At 43.6% G+C, this 21813-nt stretch carries 26 protein-coding genes; all 26 read right to left on the reverse strand.

Annotated features, from left to right (window positions below):
* Window positions 1-79 precede the first annotated feature (79 nt).
* The 26 genes from IFO66_RS04625 to hisC all read right to left on the reverse strand — a co-directional run bounded on the left by IFO66_RS04625 (window position 80) and on the right by hisC (window position 21787).
* Window positions 80-766, reverse strand: coding sequence for a tetratricopeptide repeat protein (locus IFO66_RS04625; protein ID WP_192024000.1), 687 nt, complete (start codon window positions 764-766; stop codon window positions 80-82).
* A 126-nt stretch (window positions 767-892) separates the two neighbouring features.
* Window positions 893-1276, reverse strand: coding sequence for an aspartate 1-decarboxylase (gene panD, locus IFO66_RS04630; protein ID WP_192024001.1), 384 nt, complete (start codon window positions 1274-1276; stop codon window positions 893-895).
* An 89-nt stretch (window positions 1277-1365) separates the two neighbouring features.
* Window positions 1366-2244 carry a pantoate--beta-alanine ligase gene (panC, locus tag IFO66_RS04635; RefSeq protein WP_192024002.1) on the reverse strand — a complete coding sequence of 293 codons (879 nt, stop codon included), beginning with the start codon at window positions 2242-2244 and terminating at the stop codon, window positions 1366-1368.
* Window positions 2241-3113, reverse strand: a complete 873-nt coding sequence (gene panB, locus IFO66_RS04640; protein ID WP_192024003.1) for a 3-methyl-2-oxobutanoate hydroxymethyltransferase — start codon at window positions 3111-3113, stop codon at window positions 2241-2243. The genes panC and panB overlap by 4 nt, the downstream gene beginning before the upstream one ends.
* A gap of 255 nt (window positions 3114-3368) precedes the next feature.
* Window positions 3369-4340, reverse strand: coding sequence for a biotin--[acetyl-CoA-carboxylase] ligase (locus IFO66_RS04645; protein ID WP_192024004.1), 972 nt, complete (start codon window positions 4338-4340; stop codon window positions 3369-3371).
* The gene (locus IFO66_RS04650) at window positions 4337-5734 is read right to left on the reverse strand and encodes a CCA tRNA nucleotidyltransferase (RefSeq protein ID WP_225445494.1); all 1398 of its coding nucleotides are present in this window, start codon (window positions 5732-5734) and stop codon (window positions 4337-4339) included. The genes IFO66_RS04645 and IFO66_RS04650 overlap by 4 nt, the downstream gene beginning before the upstream one ends.
* A 70-nt stretch (window positions 5735-5804) precedes the next feature.
* Entirely contained in the window at window positions 5805-6971 is a 1167-nt protein-coding gene (gene bshA, locus IFO66_RS04655) for an N-acetyl-alpha-D-glucosaminyl L-malate synthase BshA (protein ID WP_192024005.1), read from the reverse strand.
* Window positions 6972-7065: 94 nt separating this feature from the next.
* Window positions 7066-7776 (reverse strand): bacillithiol biosynthesis deacetylase BshB1, encoded by a 711-nt coding sequence (bshB1, locus tag IFO66_RS04660; protein ID WP_192024006.1) that lies wholly within the window; start codon window positions 7774-7776, stop codon window positions 7066-7068.
* Window positions 7776-8201, reverse strand: a complete 426-nt coding sequence (gene mgsA / locus IFO66_RS04665; RefSeq protein WP_192024007.1) for a methylglyoxal synthase — start codon at window positions 8199-8201, stop codon at window positions 7776-7778. Before mgsA ends, bshB1 begins: the two co-directional genes overlap by 1 nt.
* 81 nt (window positions 8202-8282) lie before the next feature.
* Window positions 8283-9083, reverse strand: coding sequence for a 4-hydroxy-tetrahydrodipicolinate reductase (gene dapB, locus IFO66_RS04670; RefSeq protein ID WP_192024008.1), 801 nt, complete (start codon window positions 9081-9083; stop codon window positions 8283-8285).
* Entirely contained in the window at window positions 9080-9490 is a 411-nt protein-coding gene (locus IFO66_RS04675) for a nucleotide pyrophosphohydrolase (protein ID WP_192024009.1), read from the reverse strand. The genes dapB and IFO66_RS04675 overlap by 4 nt, the downstream gene beginning before the upstream one ends.
* A gap of 202 nt (window positions 9491-9692) precedes the next feature.
* Entirely contained in the window at window positions 9693-10526 is an 834-nt protein-coding gene (locus tag IFO66_RS04680; protein ID WP_192024010.1) for a sporulation protein YpjB, read from the reverse strand.
* A 66-nt stretch (window positions 10527-10592) separates the two neighbouring features.
* The gene (locus IFO66_RS04685; protein ID WP_192024011.1) at window positions 10593-11348 is read right to left on the reverse strand and encodes a class I SAM-dependent methyltransferase; all 756 of its coding nucleotides are present in this window, start codon (window positions 11346-11348) and stop codon (window positions 10593-10595) included.
* Window positions 11349-11388: 40 nt separating this feature from the next.
* Complete coding sequence (locus IFO66_RS04690; RefSeq protein ID WP_192024012.1) at window positions 11389-12039, reverse strand: DUF1405 domain-containing protein; 651 nt, start codon at window positions 12037-12039, stop codon at window positions 11389-11391.
* An 81-nt stretch (window positions 12040-12120) separates the two neighbouring features.
* Window positions 12121-12990, reverse strand: a complete 870-nt coding sequence (locus IFO66_RS04695) for a menaquinol-cytochrome c reductase cytochrome b/c subunit (protein ID WP_192024013.1) — start codon at window positions 12988-12990, stop codon at window positions 12121-12123.
* A gap of 16 nt (window positions 12991-13006) precedes the next feature.
* Window positions 13007-13678 carry a menaquinol-cytochrome c reductase cytochrome b subunit gene (gene qcrB, locus IFO66_RS04700; RefSeq protein WP_028593553.1) on the reverse strand — a complete coding sequence of 224 codons (672 nt, stop codon included), beginning with the start codon at window positions 13676-13678 and terminating at the stop codon, window positions 13007-13009.
* Window positions 13679-13694: 16 nt separating this feature from the next.
* Window positions 13695-14231 (reverse strand): Rieske (2Fe-2S) protein, encoded by a 537-nt coding sequence (locus IFO66_RS04705; protein ID WP_192024014.1) that lies wholly within the window; start codon window positions 14229-14231, stop codon window positions 13695-13697.
* 170 nt (window positions 14232-14401) lie between these two features.
* On the reverse strand, window positions 14402-14854 hold the full coding sequence (locus IFO66_RS04710; RefSeq protein ID WP_192024015.1) for a DUF2487 family protein: 453 nt from the start codon (window positions 14852-14854) through the stop codon (window positions 14402-14404).
* A gap of 84 nt (window positions 14855-14938) precedes the next feature.
* Window positions 14939-15118, reverse strand: a complete 180-nt coding sequence (locus tag IFO66_RS04715; protein ID WP_028593550.1) for an IDEAL domain-containing protein — start codon at window positions 15116-15118, stop codon at window positions 14939-14941.
* A 24-nt stretch (window positions 15119-15142) separates the two neighbouring features.
* On the reverse strand, window positions 15143-15649 hold the full coding sequence (locus IFO66_RS04720) for a gamma carbonic anhydrase family protein (RefSeq protein WP_028593549.1): 507 nt from the start codon (window positions 15647-15649) through the stop codon (window positions 15143-15145).
* Window positions 15650-15736: 87 nt separating this feature from the next.
* Window positions 15737-16858, reverse strand: a complete 1122-nt coding sequence (locus IFO66_RS04725) for a hypothetical protein (RefSeq protein ID WP_192024016.1) — start codon at window positions 16856-16858, stop codon at window positions 15737-15739.
* A 229-nt stretch (window positions 16859-17087) separates the two neighbouring features.
* The gene (locus IFO66_RS04730) at window positions 17088-17693 is read right to left on the reverse strand and encodes a histidine phosphatase family protein (protein ID WP_192024017.1); all 606 of its coding nucleotides are present in this window, start codon (window positions 17691-17693) and stop codon (window positions 17088-17090) included.
* Window positions 17694-17741: 48 nt separating this feature from the next.
* Window positions 17742-18350: an anti-sigma factor gene (locus tag IFO66_RS04735; protein ID WP_192024018.1), complete on the reverse strand. Its 609-nt coding sequence runs from the start codon at window positions 18348-18350 to the stop codon at window positions 17742-17744.
* Window positions 18351-18357: 7 nt separating this feature from the next.
* Entirely contained in the window at window positions 18358-18933 is a 576-nt protein-coding gene (locus IFO66_RS04740; RefSeq protein ID WP_028593545.1) for an RNA polymerase sigma factor, read from the reverse strand.
* 659 nt (window positions 18934-19592) lie between these two features.
* Window positions 19593-20693 (reverse strand): prephenate dehydrogenase, encoded by a 1101-nt coding sequence (locus IFO66_RS04745; protein WP_192024019.1) that lies wholly within the window; start codon window positions 20691-20693, stop codon window positions 19593-19595.
* The gene (gene hisC, locus IFO66_RS04750; RefSeq protein ID WP_420488648.1) at window positions 20690-21787 is read right to left on the reverse strand and encodes a histidinol-phosphate transaminase; all 1098 of its coding nucleotides are present in this window, start codon (window positions 21785-21787) and stop codon (window positions 20690-20692) included. Before hisC ends, IFO66_RS04745 begins: the two co-directional genes overlap by 4 nt.
* Between the last annotated feature and the right edge of the window lie 26 nt (window positions 21788-21813).

The following is a 21813-nucleotide window of genomic DNA, read 5'->3' on the forward strand; positions in this document are numbered from 1 at the left end:
TATAGCATAACAGATGTTCGGTTGTTTGGAAATGAGTAGAGGGGTACATCTTACGAAAAGATGTTCCCCTCTTGTAATTTCATCCCATATGAACCATTCGCTTTTCCCCTAATTGGAGACAGCCCTGATTGTCTAAACACACTTGCAAATTAGCAATTGGTTCGGGAATCGTCGGATCAGCAACATGTGCTTGGTGAAAATAATGCTGCGCTTTCTCCGTATTTCGATCCATCGCTTGAATACAACCTAGTGCATTGTAAGCCAATGCCTTCAACATTGCATCCTCCGTCAAAGGAATAATAAAATGAAAATGACGGCATGCTTCCTGCTTGCGACCGAGATGCAAATAAGATAATCCCAAATATGCTCTTGCTAATAATCGTTCAGGTTGCTGTAAGGCAGCCTCTTCAAAATGATTGGCCGCTTGATGATACATCAGAAGCGTAAAGTAACCTTGCCCCCGTTGAAAAGGATCACTGTAATCCAAATCCAGCATTGACTTCTGTGCAGAAGTTGAAGTCTGTTTTTGAGAAACGATACTTGTTAGACTGTTGCTTTGGCTGTTATGCTCGCCTTCATTTTGCTTACGAAGTAATGCCAGTTTTTCTTCGAATCGAAGCCATTCTTCTAGAAAATGGTCACTCATGGAAGTAAGCAGTTGAATTTGCTGATTCAGCTCTTCACGTATTTGCCCCTTCGCTTTCGGATAATGCTTCAAGATATCATCCAACTGATCATTCATCGTCGCGAACATGTGCTGCAACACGATTCATCCCACCTCTACATGTGATGCTGTGCGTTGTTGTTTGGCTCACGTTCATTGTGTGTATCAACGATGCTTTTCATGCGAGATGGCATTGATTCAACAATACTGCCTCATGCTGTTATCAAATTATCGAATTGTAGCATGAATTTCAACACTCGCTGTTTCCGTAGGGCGGTTGCGCTCATCAACGAATACGATACGAGGCTCATATTGACGCGCTTCTTCATTCGTCATGCCAGCATAGGAAATAATAATGACATTATCCCCTGGCTGAACAAGTCGAGCTGCTGCACCATTCAAGCAAATAACTCCAGAATGACGTGCTCCACGAATGACATAAGTTTCAAGACGAGCACCATTGTTATTATTAACGATTTGAACTTTCTCATTCGGCAATAAATCAGCAAGCTCCATAAGATGCTCATCAATCGTAATGCTGCCAACGTAGTTCAAATTTGCTTCTGTTACCGTTGCACGATGAATTTTTGACTTCATCATTTCACGAATCACGGCGTAATCCCCATTTCTGAATGATTCATATATTTGAAAAACGTAAATAATATAGAAACTTATAAACGGAATGAATCAAATCTTATTGATTATGATTGGTACGGCAAATATAAGTTATCAATCAATCTCGTATTGCCAAATCTTACAGCAAGCGCGATTAGTATGTCCGACTTTTGTTCTGGCAACTGCACAGACGCAGCAAATCGTTCCATACTTGGATACTGAACAATTTCTACATAATCAATATTTGCAAGTGGCATTGCTTGAATATTTTTTATAATTATATCCATTAACTCTCCTGCTGTAATGGCAGCTTGTTCGCGAATTAGTGAATGAGCCATTTGTAAAGACTCAGATAACACAAGCGCCTGACGACGTTCTTCATCAGACAAATAGACATTACGTGAACTAAGGGCTAGACCATCTGTTTCTCTGACAATCTGACAAGGAACAACTTCCACATCGATATTGAGGTCATTTACCATCTGTTGAATAACAGCCACTTGCTGTGCATCCTTCAGTCCAAAGTAAGCCCGATCTGGCTTTACCATATTAAATAATTTGGCTACCACTGTTGTTACACCGTCAAAATGACCTGGTCTAGACGCACCGCATAAACCTTCTGTTACTTCAGCAACTCTAATCTTAGTCTTTGTCGCTTGTGGATACATAACGTCAACGGATGGTAAAAATACGATATCAATACCACATTGTCCAGCCAATTGTAGATCACCCGATTCATTTCGTGGATAGCGATCCAAATCTTCATTCGGTCCAAATTGAATGGGATTCACAAAAATGCTAAGCACCGAAATCTCATTTTTTTCAACCGACTTGCGCATAAGACTTGCATGTCCTTCATGCAAATATCCCATTGTCGGTACGAAACCAACCGTACTATTAGGACGATTGCCGCGCAATTGCTGCACTGCTGCTCTTATTTCTTCAACCGTACGTGCTACGATCAACGTACTTCCACCTTTCCTGGGCCATACAAATGATCAACTACAACATCTTCTGCACGGAAGCTATTCGCTTCTGCTGGGAATGAGCGAGTCTTGACATCTTGTACATAAGACTGAATGCTTTCTCTAATTGTCGTACCGATATCGGCATATGTCTTAACAAATCGCTTCTCACGGTAATCTGGTGAGTAACGGACAATATCATGGAACACAAGCACTTGGCCATCACAACCAGCACCAGCACCTATACCAATAGTAGGGATGCTGAGTCGTTCGCTAATATAAGTAGCCACTTGATCCGTTACTAGCTCAAGCACGATTCCGAATGCACCCGCTCGCTCCAAAGCAAGTGCATCTTGCAACAATCGATCTGCATCTTCTTTTGTTTTCCCTTGAATGCGATAACCGCCAAGCTGATGTACAGATTGAGGCGTTAGTCCGATATGACCTAGTACAGGCACTCCTGCCTTAACGCATGCATCCACCATAAGCGTAATTTCTGCGCCGCCTTCCATTTTAACAGCGTTTGCATGGCCTTCTTGCATAAGTCGACGAACATCATTCAACGTCTCTGTAACCGTGCTGTGATAAGTCATGAATGGCATATCTGCAACGATAAATGTATGAGGCGCCCCACGGCGTGCAGCGCGTGTATGGTAAACCATGTCATCAACGGTGACTGGCAGTGTGGAATCATATCCTAGAACGACATTCCCAAGCGAGTCTCCGACAAGAATCATATCTACCCCAGCTTGTTCCACAAGTGCTGCAGTTGGATAATCATAAGCAGTCACCATCGTAATGGGATCTTTATTTTCTTTCATATTTTTCAATTTAATAATGCTTACAGGCTGTTTTTTGACTACTGACATGTAAGTCAACTCCTTTGGTTTTTCCTTTTTAGTTTACGCAAAACAAAAAAACCTTTTAGCGTTTCCACTAAAAAGGTCCCAAAGCAAAAAAGAAGTCACATGCGGACGTCTTTCTGTCTCGGTCCCTTCGGCTCAGAGCAGAAATGTGCAGCACAGCTACTATGCAATTAAAGGCACAATTCCGTTGCTTTGCGAGTGCGGTTCCAACTATGGATACCGCCTACACAGCTAGTATACCAGAAATGCGCCTTCAAATCATGTGCTAAATTGCACGTCTCCTGAAAATACTTTCTTATAGCAGCCATCCGTATCCAGCAATACGAGTGCACCGGATTCATCCAATCCTTGTGCGACACCGCTAACCTGGCCGAAAGGCGTATCTACGTTGAGCGAACGACCAATTGTTATGCTTTGCGCTTCCCATAACGAACGAATCGGACCGAAACCTTGCTCTTCATAGAGTCGATACAATTGCTCCCATTCGAATAATACTTCGGCAAGCAGTGCAGCTCGGTCCACTTCTTGGCCACTTTCATGGCGCAGCGAAGTCACGACTTGTCGAAGTTCCTCTGGGAAGTCTTTTTCTTCTAAATTAACGCTGATGCCTACACCAGCTATTACACTAAGTAATCGCTCATCCTCTGCTTGGGACTCCAGCAAAATACCGCATACTTTCCGCTCGCCGACGAGTAAATCGTTCGGCCATTTTATCCCGATCGGTAAGGAAACAATTCGCTTAATAGCACGACATATCGCTACAGCTGTCAGAAGCGTTAAATGCGGTGTGAAGTGAAGTGGTATACGCGGCTTAAGCACGAGACTCATCCAAATCCCTTTACCCGCAGGCGAATGCCACGCTCGTCCACGACGACCACGACCTTCCCCTTGTTCTTCAGCAATGACGATCGCGCCCTCTTCTGCCCCTTCCAAAGCCCAAGCAAGTGCAACGTTCTGAGTCGAATCTGTTCGTTCAAGCAGCTTTAGCTGCTGGCCAAAGCTACTCGTCTTCAGATGCTCTCTGATCGAAGCTTCATCGAGCTTGGTAGGTTCACCAATCAGACGATATCCGAGCTTTGGTACCGCTTCGAACTGATAGCCTTTTTTGCGCAGGCGATTAATTTGCTTCCATACCGCTGTACGCGATATGGACAGCTCCCGACTTATCTCTTCGCCAGAAATATATTGATCTTGATGGGATTGGAACCATCCTAAAAGTGGATCGCTCACGTTGTATCCCCACCTTTCCTTACGACATTCATCAAGGCATCGCGCTCATTCGGAAGCGCACCAACTGCCACCTTGATCCAGATATGTTCTAGATTAGCTCGTACCCAAGGGCCAGCAGGACGCTCGCTTGCTTCTAGAATGTCGCGGCCCTTAATGGCAAGGTCCGACAGCTGCCGGACCGGCATGGCATTGAGCCATTGCGGCCCCATGCGAAGCAGCGTGCAAGCAGCATGCGGCTCCGCGCATTCATGCGGTAGATCAGCTGCAGCCTGCGGCTGCATGGATGCCTGCTGCACTGCCGCAGGCTGCTCGCCTTCGCTTGCGCCTAGCATCGCTTGGCGGCAAGCGAGAGCTCCGCGCACAGCCGTTTCGCCATAGGCGAGTACGGCTTGCGCGAACGCGCGGCGCAGCGCAGCTTCGCCAGCGCTAGCGGCGCCTTGCGCTGCTGCGGCGGCGGATGCCGCCTGCGCCGCAGCAGCGAGCTGCGCATGGGCGCGCAGGACGGGCAATATGCCGTCCTGCTGCGCGCCTGAGAGGCGCAGGGCTAGGCATACAGCCTGCGCCTCTTCTGCGCTTGCGCCATGCACAAGCGCAAGCAGCGCGAAGCGCAGCTCGGGCGTCTCTACCTGCCCCAGCACTGCCAAGGCACTTTGCCAGCGGGCGCTCCATGGATGCGCCAAGAACAGAAGCGGCTCTTTCGCATATGCGAGTATACCGCTTCGCACGACGAACGCCCAGCCTCTAGCAGGATCTGGCCCAGCAGTAAGCTTCCACAGCTCTTCGCGTACCCGTTCCATCGCAACAGGAGCCAATCCAGCACGTAGCTTCACCAATGCGCGCCATGTTCCCTTTGCGATCCGCATCTGTAACACAGAAGCGAAGCGAAGCGCTCGCAGCATGCGCAAAGCATCTTCACTGAATCGCTCCTCTGCATGACCAACCGTACGCACACGATGTGCTTGCAAATCAACTTGTCCATCAAATGGATCCAACAACATGCCGTCAGCATCAACGGCCATTGCATTCATGGTAAAATCTCTGCGACGCAAATCTTCCGTCACATCCGTAATAAATTCCACAGACGCCGGACGACGATTATCCACGTAGCCGCCCTCACGTCGGAACGTTGTCACTTCATAGGTACCACGCTTCGTAACAACCGTAACTGTTCCATGCTGCAAGCCTGTCGGTATGACACGCTCAAACCATTCACATACTTGTTCTGGCGCTGCGGAGGTAGCAATATCGATATCGTGAATGGGACGATCTAATATCGTATCACGCACACAGCCGCCTACCATATAAGCTTGATGACCCTGCTGCTCTATTGCGCGAATGATTTCTCGCGCTCCATCAGCCAGTTCACTATTCAACTGTAGTCGAAGCATATTCATTCAAGCCTTTCTTGACATTTGCTTTACGTCAGAATGCCGACAATAACCAAATGTATATCGTTCCTTACGATTACGTGCACACCGGTTGCTCTAAATTCACTTCCCGATTCAATACACGATAATAAATTTTCTCATACTCGTGCGTAATGAGATCATTACAGAATACATGACGAGCTCTATGCAAGCACGCTTCCCGCATACGCTCTGCCAAAGCATCATCCGTCAACAAGCGAACCGCATAAGCTGCCATTGCATCGGTATCCCCGACTGGTGCCAAAAATCCGGTCTCTTCATGAGTTACGAGCTCAGGTATCCCTCCTGCAATCGATCCGATAGTGGGAACACCACAAGCCATTGCTTCCAAGGCAACTAAACCAAAGCTTTCTTTCTCCGAAGGTAACAACAACACGTCCGCTAAGGAAATGACTTGAGCAATCTCATCTTGCTTTCCTAAGAAATGCACGCGATTTTCCAAACCCATCGCCATAATTTTGTGCTGCACTTTCGGCATATCAGGTCCCTCACCAACAAAAACAAGTCGTGAAGGCACTTTTTCCGCCATTTTTGCAAACGTATCAACTACATCACATACTCGCTTCACAGGACGGAAGTTAGAAATGTGCATAACGATTTTCTCATCTGGGTAAGCAAACTCTGAACGCAGGTGAGAAATATCACGCGGATAATACACACGCTTATCGATAAAGTTATAAGTCAAATCAATATGACGATCAATATCAAGTAGCTCTCGAGTTTCTGCAATCAGATCTTGGGAAACCGCCGTAACGGCATCACTTTGATTAATCGCAAACCGGATCATATCCTTTAACGTTTCATCCTGAGCCAGCACGGTAATATCCGTACCATGAAGCGTAGTGACCACTTTAAGATCCGAAGTACTCATCTGTTTCGCCAAATAAGCGCACACAGCATGTGGTACCGCATAATGAACATGAAGAAGATCCAATTGCTGCATCTTTGCCACTTGTGCCATTTTGCTGGCTAATGACAAGTCATAAGGCGGATAACGGAACACGTAATAATCGTTCACATCCACCTCATGATAATAAATATTTTTTTGAAAAGAAGTCCCTAAACGAAAAGGAATATTATGTGTAATAAAATGAACTTGATGTCCACGCTCAGCCAACAGTTTGCCAAGCTCCGTTGCAACAACACCTGACCCTCCAAGTGAAGGGTAGCATGTTATTCCTATTTTCAAAGGCTCCTGTGTCATACTCCGACCTCCCTTACACTGCTGCTCTTTACAACAACGGTTTCCTGCTGCTGCATCAATGAAGGATTCTATGCCTTCTTTAGTATTTACGAATTTATGATTCCCGATCTAACAAATATGCAACATGATACGGTCCCTTATAAATAAAACCTTCTGCGAATCCGATTCCTCTTGCCTGTCCGATTAGCGCATCGCGAGCGGCAACCCGTTCTACGTAGCCTTGATTTAAAGGAGTCGCAACGATATCTTCTCCACTTTTGGCACTTGTAAACTGAGATTGATAAGCATAAAGTGCTGCCTGCTTTCGATCATACACATCAGTTACATCGACGATAAGATCAGCTGGTGCCAAATCATTAATGAAATAAAAATATACATGTTCAGGCTGATGAGCAGCCAACTCAGGCATATATCGACGTAGCTTTGCATTAAACAGTGCTTCTTGAACAATACGACTGCACATGACATGGTCAGGGTGCCTATCTTCCCAATAAGGTACGAACACAATGCGCGGCCGATAGGTGCGAATCGCTTTGACAACTTCATCAACATGCGACTTATCCAGTTTCAATCCGCGGTCAGGCAGCCCCAAATTCAAACGAAAGGTAACTCCCAAAACTTCATCAGCTGCCTTCGCTTCCAGTTGACGTACTTCTACCGTTCCATTAGAAGACATTTCAGCATAAGTCACATCCACAATGCCAATGCTAAAGCCTGCTTGCTGATGTTTGGCCAGTGTACCCCCCATCCCAATTTCTACATCATCAGGATGAGCCCCGAATGCCAACAAATCCACCTGATTCATTAAGCTTCATCGACTCCCGGTTTATATTTGTCCGTTAACTCTCTCCAAGCAAAATCTCCACGCTCTAATGCACGTACGAGCAGCTCAGCTGTAGCAATATTCGTCGCCACCGGAATACCTTGCACATCACATAGACGAAGAAGTGCAATAATATCCGGCTCGTGAGGTTGTGCCATAAGTGGATCACGCAAGAAGATGATAAGATCCATTTCATTATCAGCAACTAGAGCTCCAATTTGTTGATCTCCACCAAGCGGTCCAGATTGGAAGCGATGAATATCTAAATTGGTAGCATCCATAATACGGCTTCCTGTCGTGCCCGTTGAGTATAGTTTATGCCCGTGAAATACATATTCGTAAGCAATGACAAAGTTGACCATTTCATCTTTTTTGCGGTCATGTGATATGAATGCGATGTTTAGCATAGTTAATTACCCTCCGTCTATCTGCGATGTATACAAGTTTGAATATCGTGAATGGCATGTATTTAAGAAGCCTATTAGCTATTAGTCCATCATGTGCTCAAAACCATAAATTAATTCTTCTATTTCCATGACTTTCTTTATCGCAACATTAACGCCGGGCATATAGCCTGCACGCTCGTAAGAATCATGACGAATTTTTAGTGATTGGCCGTATCCACCGAAAATAACTTCTTGTTGTGCAAACACACCAGGTAAACGAACACTGTGAATTCGGAATCCATTGTAGTATCCACCACGAGATCCTTCGATTGTCTCTTCTTCATTCGGATTGCCTTGACGATGCTCTTTACGAACTTGAGAAATCAACTCTGCCGTTTTAACAGCAGTACCTGATGGTGCATCCAACTTTTGATCACCATGATACTCAATAATTTCGAGATCAGGGAAGTATTTAGAAGCCTGTTGGGCAAATTTCATCATTAAAATGGCTCCAATAGAGAAGTTAGGTGCAATTAAGCCTCCCAGCTTCTTCTCACTGCATTGCTGCTGTAACTCTTCAATCTGTTCTGCCGTAAAGCCAGTTGCTCCTACAACAGGCCTTACCCCATATCGAATAGCAAGCAATGTATTATCCATAACTACGTGAGGAGTAGTAAAGTCAACAAGTACATCAGGGCTTGTCTGTTCCAATGCTCGTTCCAAATCATTTGTTACAATAACACCACTTGCTGGCAAGCCAACTAATTGTGCAGCATCTATGGAGCCAGAAGATCTATCGATTGCTGCTGCAAGTTCCAGCGTTTCATCTTCTAGAACCATCTTTACAACTTCGCGGCCCATACGACCACCCGCTCCAGTCACAGCAACTCTTATCTTTTTCACTTTTCATCAACCTTTCCGTTATCAGCCTGTTCCACGTTCGATGCTTCGTCAATTCGAGTCCATCGATTCGCATCACGCGTGTTGAATTTATCCATTACTTTATCATGAGCTTCTGTCAGATCAATTCCTAAGGAATTGGCAAAGCATATTAGAATAAAGAGAACATCCCCAAGCTCCATTTCAATGGAGTTATCAGCTTCTGATGATTTCTTCGGTTTTTCACCATAGAAATGATTGACCTCACGAGCTAATTCTCCTGCTTCCTCTGTCAATCTAGCAAGCATCGCTAATGGGCTGAAGTATCCTTCTTTAAACTGAGATATGTATTGATCCACTTCGCGCTGCATTTCAGCCAATGGTTTGTCACGAAGATCTTTTAATGAAAATGGGTGTTGATGATCCGACATGGTCAATCCTTTCTGTACATGCACATGTTGAATGCCTGCACGATGCCTAATATAGCTAATATGTTATCGCAAAGCATGATGGAAAACAAATGCTTTTTAAGCCCATTTATTGTTGCTGTGCAGGATTGAAGCATGATAGCAGGCGCCAATTTTACAAAATTATAAAAAAGACGACTTCTACTTTGAGAAGTCGCCTTAACTTTCATTTATAACGAGCCCATGGACTATTGTGAATACCATTTCGATCATAGCGATATTTTTGATACGCCACATATGCTAATGTAACCGTGACAATACACCCTAACCATATTAGCACTTGCATCGGAATTGGTTCTTCGACAATAGGTGCGATTGTCTCTAATTCCTTCGTTGATCCGAACAAGTTATCTAAAATGACGGATTCATAATCTTTTAAAGCTCGCTGTACATCTTCATGCTTCACTTCACCACGCATGCCTTTATTAACAAGCGCAATCATCGAAGATGCCATTTCAATAACTTCCGGTGATCGATCCATGGAAGCAGCAGGAAGCAACCTATCCATATGTTCCAACCACTGTAAGGATACTTGCTTCCATTCAGCAGCAGATTTGGCGTTCGCCATCTGCTTCATCTCATCCATAATGACCGTTGCATACTGTCGCCACATCGCATCTTGTTCATGTGTAACAGCGTCAATGACTAATCGTAATCGAGCTGCCGCTCGTTCAAGCTTCTGTTCATCTTGCTGTGCAGCAACGAACGTCTGCTTAAAGCGGATCACACTATCGGTAATCGCCTTCATTTGCTCGTAGGTCATATGATCGAACATGCCTGGTGCTGATAGTACCGTGGTGAAGTTTTTCATATTGGCATGTATATTTGTCATGTTTCCATTCACGCTATCTTTATACATCGCGGCAGCAATTCGGTCTGCCTCTTTCCAATTCAGGATGTTGACATCCGATTGTTTCTCAATGGCAGCTTGTACGTACGGAGGCATGGACATTATGGCCCATACAAGTACGAAACAAATAACGATACGCAGTGCATGCATGTACACCCCTCCCCTTCATTAACCTATGGGGAAGAAGAGAAATGTAGAACAATTCAAATAGACAACCTATCTTTTTCTTGCAGCAATAACAATACTAATCGAATTTCCTGTCAAAGGCTGCTCTTTCCAACCACCCCACATATGAAGCAGCTCAAATCCACTATCCTCAATTAAACGAACTAGCTCTTGAGGGAAGGTATAACGTAAATCAATATAAGTTGTGTCCTCACTATCAAATGTTTCATTCACATAATAGGACCTAACCGTCTTATACCGTTGAATTTGGCTAACCGCATCATAGCTGCTTTGATAAGCAACTTCACATAGACGACCATCTGCACATGTATATTTATGATCGACGAGCAGCTCATCTGGCTGAAATATTTCTTCTGCCAACGGGAATCTCGTGTCAAATATACAAATGCCTCCTTGCTTCAGCGCTCGATGAAAAGATTGCAGCAAACGGTTCTGGGCTTCATTTGTCATAAAATGCTGAAATGCATTTCCAACCATAGAGACGAGCTGGAATCGATTCTCCCAAGGTAGATCTTCACAGTCAGCTTGTTGCCAAGCAATGTCCAAATTCAGCTCAGCTGCCTTTTGAGCAGCATGATCGAGCATACCTTGATGAAGATCAACACCTACAACTTCATACCCTTGCTGTGCTAAAGGTATCGCAATTCGACCTGTGCCTGTCGCTGCATCTAACACAGGACCTGCTGACAACTGACACATTTTCAAAATAGTTTCAAGTTCATAAGTACCTCTGTTCTCTTCATCATAACGTATAACATCTGCATATTCTTGTAGATTATGATCCATGTTGTGCCTCCGTATGCGCTAGTTGTATGTATAAAATTGATTAAAACCATCGATTCATTATTAATGAAGAACGTTTCTCCATAATTGCCAATTGTGCAGTAACAACACTTAGTCCAGTAAGCGTAAATGTAAAAATGCAAATGACAGTCAAGTCATCCATTAATACTTGAGATAAACTAGGAAATACACCGAACATGTAATCAACGGCATCATTGAGCCACGTCCAAGTTGCTGCAACCATAAGACTAATCGCCCCATAACGGAACCATTTCGCATATAACAAAGCTTCGACTGCCATCGCCAAGTGAGAAGAAATTAACATCCAGTCCTGCCAGACCATGTCCTGCCCTTGATAGGCCGCGCTAAAAATCATTACGCATGCCCATATTCCATATTTAATAGAGGTAACCACAGCTAATGCATCAATGATTCCCCTGAACGCAATAACTGCTATTCCCGTACCTTTAGGAGGAAATAATAAGAATAGAAGAGATAGCGTGAAAAACAAGCTCGCAGTAGGGCTGTCCGGCACAAATACAATCTGCCATAGCGGACGATTCATCCAAGTGTAAACGAGCTGCTCTTTGTACCAATAATAGCCGTATATTGTACCTATCGCATTAGACCAAAATAACGCCCATAATACCCAACGCCTAGTAAAAAAAGCTTGATTACCTACAAGATGTATCATACTACTCCTCCAAGCAGGCAAAATGATCGTAGAAAGCCTGACCGCATGTTTACGATCAGGCCTACTTCATGGATATTTCAACTATTCTTTCTTCTGCTTCGCAAGCCAATCAGCGAGCTTATCTAGCTCTTCTTCGGTCACACCTGCTTTAGTCGCTGTATCCAGCATCGCTGGCATCGCACCACGACCATCTTTAATGACAGTCAATATTTCTTCCTTAGACAAGCGATCACCAACACCAAGTAAGGCAGGAGCTCCGCCACCTTCAAGTTCCCCACCATGACACGCGATACAAGTTGCTTTCTTGTAAGTTTCCATGGCTGGATCATCTGCAGCTACTAACGCAACCGAGTCGTTAGGCTTCGGATGATTGTACGGCTTGCCTGCAAGCGCATTCTTTTCTGCCTCACGGACACGCTTATGATGTTCTGGCTCAATCTTCTGCACTTCAAGCTCATGTTGGTATTGATCCCAAGAAACTACTGTTAAATAGACACAAGCAGCCAAAGAAACAAGCATAAGTGAAGTAGCAATTGGACGTTTATAGAAGCGGCGTTCATTGCCAGTGTCCAAGAATGGAGCAAGCATCAATCCACCAAAGGCAATACCTGGTATAAGCACGGTACCAATGAGTACATAATCACCGGCAGCATACGGGTATTTAAGCAATTGATACAAAAATAAGAAGTACCAGTCCGGTATTGGAATAAACGCTGCATTGTTCGGATCAGCCGGATAACCTAACGGAGGAGCCTCCGAAATCGTTAAAACGAGAAATCCAACAAGTACAACTGCTCCTACCATCCATTCTTTTAATAGAAAGTTAGGAATGAAAGCTTCCGATTTACCTGGATAGGAAGAATAGTCCGGCTGAAGCGGTTGCGAACTTTTCTTCTTGACGCGGGAGTCTCCTACGTATACGACTTTTTCATCTTTAGAACCATGTGCCATCTCTTCTCCCCCTCTCTTATAGCGGCCCTGATATGCCTTGACGACGTATCATGAAGAAATGTGCTCCTAGCAATCCTAATAGAGCTGCAGGTAAGAAGAAAACGTGTATAGCAAAAAATCTAGTTAGTGTCTGCGCACCAACAATTTCGCCGCCTTGCATTAATTCTTTTAAGTATGGCCCGATATATGGAACCGTATCGGCAATCTCCATACCAACTTTTGTTGCAAAATAAGCTTTGTTATCCCAAGGAAGTAAGTAGCCTGTGAAACCGAGTCCTAGCATGACAAAGAAGATAAGCATACCAACTACCCAGTTCATCTCACGTGGAGCTTTGTATGAGCCTGTGAAGAAAACACGGAGTGTATGTAAGAACATCATGACAATTACTAATGATGCTCCCCAGTGATGCATTCCTCGAACGATACCACCGAATGCAACTCGTTGTTGTAAGTACTCTACGCTGTAATATGCATTTTGAATATCTGGCACATAACTCATCGTAAGAAACATACCCGACAAAATTTGAATTACCGTAATAAAAAACGTCAATCCACCAAAGCAATACACGAACGCTGAAAAATGATGTGCAGGGTTAACGTGTTCCGGCACTTCATGATCGGCTACATCACGCCATATCGGCGTGATGTCCAGACGTTCGTCTATCCAGTTGTAAACGCCTTTAAACATCTGTCATTACGCCTCCTTATTTCACGCGTGTATTTGGTTTTATTGCTCCTAAGTAGACAACACCATTGTCAACTTTTACTTCGTATTCGTCCAATGGAGCACGTGCAATTGCCATCTGTTTGCCGTCTTTAGTGTAAAACGCTCCATGACACGGACAAAAATATTGGTCTTTATGAGCGGCACTATTATTCCAGCCAACGGTACAGCCTAAATGCTTGCATACTGGGGATAATGCTAAAATCCCACTCTCATCCTTCGTAATCCAAGCTTTCAACTTTGCTTCATTTTCATACCAACCATCAACTTGCAGCCTTTTAAAAGAAAATTCTTGCGGTTCAGCGGTCAATTTACTCTCTTCTACTACCTTAATGAACTCGGCTCCAGCCTTTTCCTGAAGCAAAGGATCGACAGCAAAGCGAACCATTGGTAGTGCCGCTCCACCCATCATAAACGCGCCAGCCCCACCTAGCGTGTAGGAAAGAAATTGTCGACGGGACATTTCTTTACGAGTTGCCGGTTTGTGAGGTTGCTTGTTCTCAAGCGGTTGACTCATCCTCTCTAACCCCCTTTACCAACCGTTGTTACAGCTAATTATGAGATTTATTACCATCTAACTAAGACATCCCTATAATATCCCAGCACTATGTAAGCGTCAATAATTTACCAGATTAATTGGAACTATCAACCATTAATACTTCAATAATTGTTGATAATTTGTCACATTTAGTGATCGGTTTGTGACGAATTCCACATTTGACTCACTTGAGTTTCTATCATTTCGGCTATACTTTTTCCATCTTCCACCTTTACTGAATACGGAGTAACTACTAAATCAGCCTCAGAAAGGTTCTCCTTAGAAATATGAGACTGACAAGACATAATAATGACATATTTGAACCCGCTTCGTTTCACCATTCGAACAACTTCTTGTATCACACAGTATGTATCTTCTCTATCACTTGTTCCGTAACTGCTATAATGATAAGCCGGATAAGTGACAACCCTACCGTGAAAAGGAGTTTCGACTAAATCCAACCAATCTCGCAACTCTCCTAATCGCTCTGCCGCTTCCACAGGAGACTCAAGCCCAGTTAACCCTGTGATAGGTAAAAGACAAGTATCTAGGTATGGCCTCCACTCTGTCCATTGTTCTCTAGTCAAATCACTAAATTTCATCGTTACCCCTCCATCATTGCCAAGTTGTTCCTATTCCATTATACCTGTACAAACAAAAAAATGAAGAACTGCAAAATGCGTTCTTCATTGAAGCGTCTTTAGTTCATTTGTAAGTTGATGAAAGGTGTTTTCATCCCCCGCAGCGAGCGCTTTATCAATTTCTTCGTAAATTCGTAAAGTTCGATGCTTTTTAATCGCTTCGTCCCACACCATTTCAGCAGTCAGACTTAGCATTGCTTCATACGTTACTTTCATTTTGTCCATAGGATGCACCTCCAACCTTAACGATTAAGAGCCCCTATATTCCTTTCCTTTCACCACATAGCTTTCGGTTGTTCGTTTCATACGTTGTAAATCTTCTTCCGTCAGTTCTCGAATAACTCGGGCGGGTGAACCGATGGAAAGAGTATAGGCCGGGATTGATTTGTTTTCGGTTACAACCGATCCTGCCCCTATTAAAGCATATTCACCGATGTCTGCCCCGTTCAGTACAATCGCCCCCATCCCGATTAATGTACCCTTGCCTAGTGTACAACCGTGGATGATCGCCCCGTGTCCCACAGACACTTCCGAGCCTACAATTAAAGGCTGATTTGCATTCACGTGACCGATGACTCCATCTTGAATATTAGCGGATTCTCCAATGATAATAGGTGCCAAATCCCCTCGCAGTACCGCATTAAACCATATGGTCGACTGCGCTCCAACCGTTACGTCTCCAATTATTTTAGCTCCATCTGCAACATATACCGATTGATGAATAGTCGGCATAATATGATTGTAAGGAATGAGCATCGCTTTCCCCTCCAAGTCGGCATAAATAGCTCACTTTCAGCATAGCCGTTCAATTTGGGTTCATCGTAACAATGCTGCATTTTATTGTCAACCTAGCTTAATTTTATCCTCATGTGTGATAATTACACCTTTAACTAGAAGATTTCCCCGTTTTGACATTTGAACGGATGTACCCGTCTGTGCATCTTCACCTATTCTCATCAAGCCAAGATGTACTAGCATCTGAATGATCCGCTGCCTGATGATAGACTGTGGTTCATCGTAGAAAAAAGGCTTCACATAAGGAATCAATGCTTGTTCCATTGATTCAACGGTCGTCCATCTTGCCGTACATAAGTGAATCCAATGAACGATAGCTGACAAATTAGGAATTGCATTTTTATACAGTTTCAACCAAAACCGATAAATAGGCTGTATCGGCTCATAAGCTGCACCTTTTTCCAACCGTTCAAGTCCCGACAATGAAACAATTAGCTTACCTGCATGTTCTTCGATCCATCCTTGATAGAACACATAATCGTACAAAAGAGATAAACGATTTGGGTAATTATGAAAACGTCTTCCATAACCGAAGCGCCATTCTCCTTTAGATACGGTTTCTTCCATCACAGACATTTTTTCAATAAGCAATTGCTGTGTCTTCTTGTACATGACTCCTTCAGGATTAAGCGGCACGCTGCCTGCTTCATGAAAATATCGAAGCATGGTAATAATATCTTCACCTATTCGACCATCTTCATCCCGATATGCCTCCGGCTCTTGGACAGATACAAGTTCTTGCTCCATTCTTCTTTTCATAACAAGCTTGAAGCGCTCTTTAAGATCTTCAGGTACTTGAAAGAGATATTTGGTTTGCTGGCTAGCACCATTGAACAACCAGCCACTCTGCCGCATTTTCACTATCATATCGCGTGGGCTAGACGTTTGCGTTTGTTCATCTCGTTCAAATCGAGTTTGTTGAACTCTCGCAATTAACTCTTCTAGACTGAACAACGTTCGCTGCTCAAACAGTAATGAGTTAATGAAACGAAGCTCCTCTACGCTCATCTCATTTATGAATTGCTCAAACCAATCTTTGCGCCCTATTTTCGTCAAAATGGATTGAATCAATTCACGTTTCGAATGGGCATCACACTCGCAATCGTATCTTTTCGCAATGCTGACGAGCTGTTGAATATCTGCATAGCTAAGCATATCGGCTAAGTTCATGAGCCACCTCCAATTGTCCCGTCATCCATCGCCGATTCTCGTTGTCTAGAATCCATTATTGGACAATTCCGCTTGTTTATACGAATGATCTGAAAAAAATATAATAATCAACGGAAATGCAACCACAAGATTACGTTTAGCTCAAAAATAAAAAAGGTTGTTCCAAAGCTGGTATACAGCCTGTGGAACAACCTTTTTCATAAAACTCTCCAACCTTATTTAATTCAACTTACCGCACATCAACAGTCGGCTCTTCCATATGACGAGCACAGTTCAACAGCAGAGGTTCCCACTTCTGCTCATGTCTCTCTACAATTGTAAAAGACAAGTTTCCAATATGACTTGTACATTCTTCTCCAAACCAAGTGTAGAACAACTGAGCTAACCAGCTTCCATGACTAATGATAAGTATGTTGCGATCAGGCCATTCATTGGCAATAAAGTTCACTGCCTCTACCGCTCTCAACCTGATAGCATGATCTTTCTCTTGACCAACATCTTGAGCTTTCCAATCCACTCCCCATCTAGAAGTTCGTTCTTCTAGAGTGGTTCCTTCCGCGAGTCCAAATGCCCTCTCCAGTAAACCAGCATGCGGCTCTAATAACGGAATCTGTAAATGCGATGCAATGATAGCGGCCGTTTCTTCGGCACGTTGTAAACCACTTGAAATAACGGCATCAAAGCGATAAGGTTCGTGCACTAATCGTGCAGCGAGCTTCATCGCTTGATCTCTACCGATATCATTAAGTGGAATGTCAGTCTGACCTTGAATACGACCAAGCGCATTCCAATCAGTCTGGCCATGTCTTACTAATCCTATTTGTTGTTTATTCATTAGATACTCCTGCCTGTTCCAATTGATGATATCATCAATCTTACCATATTAACGCCTCATACGCGCTAAATAATGATACAGCAAGGAGGCTATAATGATTCCTACTAGGGAATAAACAATCCAGTACTCTGGAATCGTCGGGACGACTTGTAGAATTAGCGGTTCACTTGTTTCAGAATAAGGAACATCTCCTATGGTTATGTCCAATTCTGTTGAATTACTGCCTGCTATTGCGGTTGGTATAATGCCACTCTGATCAGAAGGATCCGTTTCCACTTTGTTTGGGTAAACAGCCATCACAATCAGACTGCTCATAAATACTACGATACAAAAAGACATTACCCCAACCAAAATGTTACGCATCTTAAGCGACATCACATGAGAACGTCTATGGACCGGCATAAGCCATTCTTGTTCGCTATATATGCGGTCCATCACGAGAGAGGAATCAAACGTAATTGGCCCGTTTATTTCCGCCTCTGCTAAGCTTGACTCTACTAAGTCATCTGTCCATGCCTCACTCGCCGCCCAAATCAGATACTCTTCCGCACAGCCTTCACAAACTGACAAATGACTTTGAATGCTAAGACGTTGCGGATCGTCTTCTGGCATATCGCTGTAAACCGATATCCATTCGAGCGCTTCCGCACATTTCATTTTCCGTTCATCCCTTCAATCCCGGGTCAGTTATGTATCCTTCCATTTGACATTTAATACTTGTGCGAGCCCGGAACAACAATGATTTTACTGAGCTTACCGTCTGTCCTAGCTGATTAGCTATCTCTTGGTAATCCAGTTGGTCATATTCACGTAGGATGATGGCAGAACGCTGTTTATCAGGCAAATTGTTAATCGCTTCCCTAACGAGCTGTACTTTCTCATTACGAAGAGCTGTATATTCAGGTGTTAGTTCCTTTGGAGCTTCAGGTACAATGCTATTATCTTCATCAAGTGATACTTGAAGGCTTCGCTGCTTACGAAGTTCACTTAACACCGTATTACGAGCTATCGTATAGAGCCATGTAGAGAATGATGCTTCCGCTTCTCTAAACGTATGTAAGCTGCGGTATGCCTTATAGAATGTCTCTGCACACAAGTCCTCTGCAAGTAATTCCAACTGAGAATTACGAAGCATGTGATAAATAAATGCTAGAACTTTGCGGTGATAACGATTCATCAAATCCGCATACAAGTCGGTATTTCCTTCCTTGATTTCACGGATAATTAGGGAGTCTGTCATGGATTGCGGTCCTCCTTGCTTTCCATTTCGTCCCCGATGCGCTACCTTTAACGATATTATACATCAAGAAACAATAAAAAGTTGCGAATCGGATACTACTTATATTTATAAAACGAATAATTAATTACCAACGATACGACAATAAATCCTATGATTTGACATCTTTGTTTAGTACATTGCTATTTTAGCATAAGACCTGCCCGCATAATGTTAATTTTTCTTAAGAATCTTTTAAGGTTAGACATTTGCACAAAAAAGAACCTCCTCGTATTGAAGCGGCTCTAGCTCTTACATATTAACACATATTATACAGCTGTAGCACAGAATTGGAGAATTGCGAGCATGGTAATTAATGTTTCTTTAAGCTTGTACTTCGTTCATTGCCTTTGTCACCTTGCACAAAAATTTTAAAAAAATGCATCCGCTTCCTTCACGATGGACGCTCCATTCCTTCTGGATGAAGATAAAAAAAAGAACCACTCCATAATGGAGTGGTTGCACAAAGTGCATATTTGGATAGGAGTGGAGAGAAACCATACTGTAGTTATAGTATAATGTATACGTTTTCATTCTGTCAATAACTTCTACCGAAAAAATTTCATGTCTTATCAATTTTTTCCGTTTCCACGTAAAAAAGCCCTTTCATAAGGGCTCTTTTACTACACGTATACTTCATATCCCAAAGCACGCAAGCACACCTGCGCGCGCTCCCAGTTCTGCTCTTCTCGGAATGAAAGTCGAAGCACACCTGGAACATCTTCTCTACTCTCAATAATCTGAAGATTACTAAGATTAATCTCTTCTTGTCCCAATTGGGTTGCAATACGGCCAATAACACCTGGCGTATCAGGTATATCCATATATACATCATAAAGGGCATGAATCGCACCTTTACGTCGTTCAGGCATTTGATTGCGGAAATGCCCTGAGAGACGGAAAGACTCTTCTATCCAATCACCATCTTCTCGTAGCAATACATCTTTCCATTCCTCGACTTTATCCTGCCAATCCTGAAGTAAATCCAACATGACTTGGCGATTATTAATCAAAATGTCTCGCCAAACAGTAGGATCACTGGATGCAATCCGAGTAATGTCTCGGAAACCGCCAGCAGCAAGTACAAGATGCAGCTCATTAGAATCATTGTACTGGCGTACTTGGTTGACTAGTGCACTTGCCACAATATGAGGCAGATGACTAATCGCTCCAACCACACGATCATGCTCTTCTGCATCCATTTGAATAATATGTGCGCGTGTATATTGAAGAAGCTGGCGAAGTTCTTGTATCACTTTGTCTGGACAATCACTAGTCGGTGTCAGTACATAATATGCATTCTCAAATAACAATAAAGACGCCGCTTCCACACCAGAACGCTCAGATCCTGCCATCGGATGACCACCAACGAAATAAACTTCATTCCAGTTCAGTTTACTTGCACATGCGGTTACCGAGGCCTTTGTACTGCCAACATCCGTAATGACACAACCGCGTCTAAGCGTTAAAGTATTCAGGTGCAAAATAGTCTCTTCTAGCATACCTACAGGAGAACAAATAAATATATAGTGCGCATCTTTCACTGCTTCTTCCAGATCTGTCGTTGCTTCATCAACGACGCCGCGCTCTACGTATTTCTCAGCTGATGATGCACGGGGGGAATATCCAATGACATGAAGCCCTGGCTTTCCCTTAAAACATAATGCAAGCGAGCCTCCGATGAGGCCCACTCCAAGAATGGCAATCTTTGTAGTCGTAGTCATAGGTCCACCTTACATTCTGATAAAATTTGTTCTATAGCTTGAATAAATGCTTCATTCTGCTCACGACTTCCTACCGTGACACGTATCGCATTTGGATAATGACGGAATCCTGCTCGAACGATAATCCCTTTGGAAACCAATTGTTCGAACATGACCTTACCAAGCGTTGGAACTTCGATCATAATGAAATTACCGTGTGCTGGCATTGTACGTAATTCTAACCTCTCACACTGCTCTTGTAAATACCTCAAACCTTCCTCGTTCCATTGCTTACACTGTGATACATACTCCTGATCTTGAATCGCAGCGATTCCTGCCGCCTGTGCAAAGCGCGACGTATTAAATGGCTCTCTAACTTGATTAATGGACCGAATCACCTCAGGTTGGCCGATACCATAGCCAAGCCGTAATGATGCTAACCCATAGATCTTGGAGAACGTACGCAGAGCAACAAGGTTCGGATATTTTGAAATTAGTTCAAGTGAATTAGAATAGCTTACATCCGTCACATATTCACAATACGCTTCATCCACAGCAACGAGCACATGTGAAGGGACCTGCTCCATAAATGAAATAAGTTCATCGTTCGTAACAATCGTTCCAGTCGGATTATTAGGGCTGCATATCCATACAACCTTCGTTCGCTCAGTAATAGCAGCGAGCATTCCTTCTAGATCATGTTTACCTTCTTTTAATGGAACTTCAATGGTACGGGCTCCCTCAATATCAGCGTTGTGCTTGTATTGAGGAAAGGTTTGATCTGCGGCAATAGACTCGTCATTCGCCGTTAGAAATGCACGACAAATCATCAGTATAACGTCATCTGAGCCTGCCCCAAAAATAAGCTGATCGCTGCTAACTTGCAATTGTTCTGCAACTGCCTGCTTCAGCTTAAGTGAAGCTCCATCAGGATATAGGCTCAGCTTGCTTATTTCTTCTTCAAGCGCCTGCTTTACTTGAATTGAGCAACCGTACGGATTCTCGTTGGATGCTAGCTTAACGACCTTATCAATACCGTATTCACGCTTCACATCCTCAGCAGATAAACCAGGCTGATAGACAGGAAGCTTCGCGACGATGTCTTTCGTTTTGATACGCATCCAATCACACCTCTCCACTT

The sequence above is a fragment of the Paenibacillus arenosi genome, assembly GCF_014841135.1.
Taxonomy (GTDB): Bacteria; Bacillota; Bacilli; order Paenibacillales; family Paenibacillaceae; genus Paenibacillus_B; species Paenibacillus_B arenosi.

Coding starts and splice junctions, on each gene's coding strand:
- IFO66_RS04705 (WP_192024014.1), bottom strand. CDS start 14,231: ATGAGTCAACCGCTTGAGAACAAGCAACCTCACAAACCGGCAACTCGT.
- IFO66_RS04745 (WP_192024019.1), bottom strand. CDS start 20,693: ATGACTACGACTACAAAGATTGCCATTCTTGGAGTGGGCCTCATCGGA.
- mgsA (WP_192024007.1), bottom strand. CDS start 8,201: ATGCTAAACATCGCATTCATATCACATGACCGCAAAAAAGATGAAATG.
- IFO66_RS04675 (WP_192024009.1), bottom strand. CDS start 9,490: ATGTCGGATCATCAACACCCATTTTCATTAAAAGATCTTCGTGACAAA.
- IFO66_RS04690 (WP_192024012.1), bottom strand. CDS start 12,039: ATGATACATCTTGTAGGTAATCAAGCTTTTTTTACTAGGCGTTGGGTA.
- IFO66_RS04715 (WP_028593550.1), bottom strand. CDS start 15,118: ATGGACAAAATGAAAGTAACGTATGAAGCAATGCTAAGTCTGACTGCT.
- IFO66_RS04650 (WP_225445494.1), bottom strand. CDS start 5,734: ATGAATATGCTTCGACTACAGTTGAATAGTGAACTGGCTGATGGAGCG.
- bshA (WP_192024005.1), bottom strand. CDS start 6,971: ATGACACAGGAGCCTTTGAAAATAGGAATAACATGCTACCCTTCACTT.
- qcrB (WP_028593553.1), bottom strand. CDS start 13,678: ATGTTTAAAGGCGTTTACAACTGGATAGACGAACGTCTGGACATCACG.
- IFO66_RS04720 (WP_028593549.1), bottom strand. CDS start 15,649: ATGCTCATTCCTTACAATCATATTATGCCGACTATTCATCAATCGGTA.
- panB (WP_192024003.1), bottom strand. CDS start 3,113: ATGTCAGTAGTCAAAAAACAGCCTGTAAGCATTATTAAATTGAAAAAT.
- IFO66_RS04685 (WP_192024011.1), bottom strand. CDS start 11,348: ATGGATCATAATCTACAAGAATATGCAGATGTTATACGTTATGATGAA.
- IFO66_RS04730 (WP_192024017.1), bottom strand. CDS start 17,693: ATGAATAAACAACAAATAGGATTAGTAAGACATGGCCAGACTGATTGG.
- IFO66_RS04735 (WP_192024018.1), bottom strand. CDS start 18,350: ATGAAATGTGCGGAAGCGCTCGAATGGATATCGGTTTACAGCGATATG.
- IFO66_RS04740 (WP_028593545.1), bottom strand. CDS start 18,933: ATGACAGACTCCCTAATTATCCGTGAAATCAAGGAAGGAAATACCGAC.
- IFO66_RS04725 (WP_192024016.1), bottom strand. CDS start 16,858: ATGAACTTAGCCGATATGCTTAGCTATGCAGATATTCAACAGCTCGTC.
- IFO66_RS04710 (WP_192024015.1), bottom strand. CDS start 14,854: ATGAAATTTAGTGATTTGACTAGAGAACAATGGACAGAGTGGAGGCCA.
- IFO66_RS04680 (WP_192024010.1), bottom strand. CDS start 10,526: ATGCATGCACTGCGTATCGTTATTTGTTTCGTACTTGTATGGGCCATA.
- bshB1 (WP_192024006.1), bottom strand. CDS start 7,776: ATGAATCAGGTGGATTTGTTGGCATTCGGGGCTCATCCTGATGATGTA.
- IFO66_RS04695 (WP_192024013.1), bottom strand. CDS start 12,990: ATGGCACATGGTTCTAAAGATGAAAAAGTCGTATACGTAGGAGACTCC.